At 61.9% G+C, this 4,017-nt stretch carries 3 protein-coding genes and 1 pseudogene; all 4 read left to right on the forward strand.

The window, feature by feature from the left end:
* Positions 1–334 (forward strand): annotated as a pseudogene (locus AC11W3_RS19905) (radical SAM protein); the annotation flags it as partial.
* A gap of 168 nt (positions 335–502) precedes the next feature.
* The gene (gene nifH / locus AC11W3_RS19910) at positions 503–1,381 is read left to right on the forward strand and encodes a nitrogenase iron protein (protein ID WP_484093617.1); all 879 of its coding nucleotides are present in this window, start codon (positions 503–505) and stop codon (positions 1,379–1,381) included.
* 46 nt (positions 1,382–1,427) lie between these two features.
* Entirely contained in the window at positions 1,428–2,561 is a 1,134-nt protein-coding gene (locus AC11W3_RS19915; RefSeq protein ID WP_484093618.1) for a uroporphyrinogen decarboxylase family protein, read from the forward strand.
* A gap of 32 nt (positions 2,562–2,593) precedes the next feature.
* Positions 2,594–3,727, forward strand: a complete 1,134-nt coding sequence (locus tag AC11W3_RS19920) for a cysteine desulfurase family protein (protein WP_484090067.1) — start codon at positions 2,594–2,596, stop codon at positions 3,725–3,727.
* Positions 3,728–4,017 lie beyond the last annotated feature (290 nt).

Consider the following 4,017-nt stretch of genomic DNA (forward strand, 5'->3'; position numbering starts at 1 on the left):
GCAGCTGGCCGGGATCGAGCTGGCAGTCCGGCTGGGAATCACGGTCAAGGTCAACACCGTCCTGATCCCCGGGGTGAATGAAGGGGAGGTGGAGAAGATCGCCAGGAAGGTCAAGTCGCTGGGGGCACTGGTGATGAACGTCATGCCCCTCATTCCCCAGGCCGACTTTGCCCATGCCGCGCCTCCGACACCGGAACTGCTGGAGCGGGTGAGGGCGTCAAATGAGAAGATAATCGGGCAATTACGCCACTGCCGCCAGTGCCGCGCCGACGCCATCGGGCTCATCGGCCATGATGCCGATCCCGGCGCCGGCTGCCCCCGGCCTGCTGGATAGCCTTTGTCCCGCACTCTAGGAACGAATCACAACTCAGAACCTGATCAGCAATCTTCCGCCAGCTTCCAAAACTGTCATCTGGATCCCTGATAAGGGCATTCGGGGATGACAATCTCATAGCGGAAGATTAAAAACCGGAACAGATTTCAACAAAAAAAGGAGCTAATGATGTCGCGGAAGAAGGTCAAAACCATAGCAATTTACGGCAAGGGTGGCATCGGCAAGTCGACCACCACCTCCAACATCACCGCAGCCCTGTCGACTTTGGGACTCAAGGTCATGCAGATCGGCTGCGACCCGAAGAGCGATTCGACCACGACCCTGCGCGGCGGCGGATACATCCCCACCATCCTCGACACCCTGCGCGAGAAGAAGACGGTCAAGAGCAACGAAGTGATCTTCGAAGGGTTCAACGGCATCTACTGCGTCGAGGCCGGCGGTCCGGCTCCTGGTGTCGGCTGCGCCGGGCGGGGCATCATCACCTCGGTTGAGCTCCTCAAGCAACTGCGGGTATTCGAGGAGCTCGACCTTGACGTGGTGGTATATGACGTCCTGGGGGACGTGGTCTGCGGCGGGTTCGCGGTACCGATCCGGGAGGGAATCGCAGAGCACGTCTTCACGGTCTCCTCTTCAGATTTCATGGCCATCTACGCGGCGAACAACCTCTTCAAGGGCATCAAGAAGTACTCCAATAACGGGGGCGCCCTGCTGGGGGGAGTCATTGCCAACTCCATCAACACCGGCTATGCCAAGGACATCGTGGACGACTTCGTGGCCCAGACCAGGACCCAGGTGATCGAGTACGTCCCGCGTTCGGTAACGGTGACCCAGTCCGAGCTCCAGGGAAAGACCACCATCGAGGCCTTCATAGATTCGGAGCAGGCCAAGGTCTACAAGGGGCTGGCCCGGAAGATCTATGAGCACACCGATTCGAAGGTTCCGGAACCGCTGGACGAGAAGGGGCTGCACGAGTGGGCCTTCAAATGGGCGGACACCCTGCTGGCCATGGAGACGGGCGAGGTCAGGAGCAGGGCGGCTGCCATTTAAATTGGACTTCCTGGGTGCCGCGAGCCGCGGCAGGGGGTGAGGTGAGATGACTGGTGCGGTCTTCAAGGAGACAATGACCTCGAAGGAGCGGACGGTGGCGGCGTTGACGGGAAAGCCCTACGACCGGATTCCCGTCAACCTGCTGATCAGCGACCATGCCGCCAGGGTCATCGGCGTCACGGTTGGTGACTACAACAACTCGGCACCGCTGATGGCCAAGGGGCAGATTGCCGCCTGGCGCCTCTATGGGGCTGACAACGTCAACACCGGTCCCGGCCTAACCGGCGTTGCCGAGGCTATCGGGAGCAAGGTCGCCTTTCCCGACAGTACCCCGTATATCGCGGCCAACGTGGTGGAGAGCGAGGGGGTGCTCGATACCCTGAAAGTGCCGGATCCGGAGCGGGATGGCCGTCTGCCGATCTTTCTCGACGCGGCTAGCCTGGTCCTGAAGGAGATCGGCGACCAGGTGCCGCTCAGCATGACCTGCGCCGGCCCGTTCACGACTGCCGCCGGGATGCGGGGGACTGAGCGCTTTCTCCGGGACCTTCACAAGAACCCGGTTTTCGCCCACCGTCTGCTGCGGCACGCCACCGACAGCATCGTCCGCTTCGCCAGGGCCGCCTATCAGCGCGGCGCCAGGATTGGGCTGGCAGATCCCACCGCCTCCGGCACCATGATCGGCGCCGCGCAGTTCAGGGAGTTCGCGCTTCCCTACCTGAAGGAGGTCTGCTCGGCAATAAGAGAACTTGCCGGCAGCGCTCCCTCCTTGCATGTCTGCGGCAACACTACCCGCATCTGGGAGGATATGGCGGATACCGGCGCTTCGGTGCTCAGTCTGGACGACGCAGTCGATCTGCGCCAGGCCAAGGAGCAGGTGGGGCATCGAGTGGCGCTCCTTGGCAATGTACGGCCCACGGCGTCGATGTACCTGGGGACGCCGGAGGAGGTGCGGGCCGACGTCCGGGAGTGTCTTAGCAAGGCATGGGACACGCCGAAAGGATACCTGCTCGGGCTGGGCTGCGGACTTCCCATAGACACGCCACCGGAGAATATCCATGCGCTGGTGGCCGCCGCACGGCAGTACGGAAGGTACCCCCTCGATCCGTCCAGGTTCACCCCCGTTGGGGACTCCCCAGGTTCCCCGGTTTCCCTTGCCCCGGATGCTCCTTTAGCGGTATAAGAAAAATGGACATCCCACCTGAGAGGCTAGACATGGACCCCATATACCTCGACTACAACGCTACGACCCCCATTGATCCTGCAGTCGTTGAGGAGCTCCTTCCTTACCTCAAGGATGGCTTCGGCAACCCCTCCAGCAATCACCATTACGGCAAGAGGGCAAAAGAAGCGGTGGAACTGGCCCGGACCAGGGTGGCGGCGCTCCTCGGCTGCGACCCGGCGGAGGTTATCTTCACCAGCGGCGGAACGGAGTCGAACAACCAGGCGCTGATCGGGACCGCCCTCGCCAACCGCCACCGGGGAAACCACATCATCACCTCGGCCATCGAGCACCCGGCGGTGCTTAATCCGCTTCACTGGCTGGAGGGGCAGGGATTTTCCGTCACCCACCTCCCCGTCGACGGTACCGGGAGGGTCGATCCCGAGGCGGTCCGCGGCGCCATAACGAGCCAGACGATAGTGGTCAGCATCATGCACGCCAATAACGAGGTCGGCACCATCCAGCCGCTGGCTGAGATCGGCGCCATTGCCAGAGAGCGCGGAATTGTCCTCCACACCGATGCCGCCCAGTCAGTCGGGAAAATCTCCACCAGGGTGGATGAACTGGCGGTCGATCTGCTCACCGTCGCGGGGCACAAGCTCTATGCACCCAAGGGGATCGGCGCCCTCTACATCCGCAGGGGCCTCAAGATCAATTCCTACCTACACGGCGCCGGGCACGAGGGGGGAAGGCGGGCAGGGACCGAGAATGTCCCCTATATCGTGGCACTCGGAAAGGCTGCGGAGCTGGCCTCCGAAAGGCTGGTCACGGAAGGAGGAAAGGTCTTGTCGCTGCGGGAGCGGTTCCATGCCAGGCTGGTCGAGCTGGCCGGGGAGGTGGCGCTGAACGGCCACGCCACGGACCGGCTTCCCAATACCCTCAATGTCAGCTTCAAAGGCGTAGTCGGCGCGGCTCTCCTGGCCCAGATCCCCGAAATCGCCGCCTCCACCGGTTCCGCCTGTCACGACGGGAAGGGCGAACTCTCCGGAGTCCTGAAGGCCATGGGTCTGTCGCGGGAGCAGGGATTCGGCGCCGTCCGCCTCAGTCTCGGCAGGCACACCACCGTCGACGAGGTCGATCGTGCGGCAGAGCTCATCGCCGGCGAGGTCAAAACTCTCCGCGCCTGATCATTCCCTGCTGCTTCTCCCAGTTGAAAAGTTCACCCCCACCCCGTCGAAGGCGGTCCTGACATCATTCCAGCTTTAAGAAGGCGGCTTCGGCCGCCTTTTTTCATCCCTTTCCACCCGCAATATTCGCCCCTTGAGGCGGGGGACGCTCACGTTTCTTTGTATAGCCTACTAAAACTATAGATTTGAAGATTTAAAGTTGACTGCGACGAGACCTTTCTGTTACTTTTCCTCGAAAAGGGAAGCGCGAGGTAAAGATGGCGGCTGGGAGTGACGCACAGGAAATTACT

The sequence above is a fragment of the Geomonas sp. genome (genome assembly GCF_056994735.1).

Bases quoted from the DNA above. Each gene is read 5' to 3' on its own strand.
- nifH (WP_484093617.1), top strand. From the start codon at position 503: ATGTCGCGGAAGAAGGTCAAAACCATAGCAATTTACGGCAAGGGTGGC.
- AC11W3_RS19915 (WP_484093618.1), top strand. From the start codon at position 1,428: ATGACTGGTGCGGTCTTCAAGGAGACAATGACCTCGAAGGAGCGGACG.
- AC11W3_RS19920 (WP_484090067.1), top strand. From the start codon at position 2,594: ATGGACCCCATATACCTCGACTACAACGCTACGACCCCCATTGATCCT.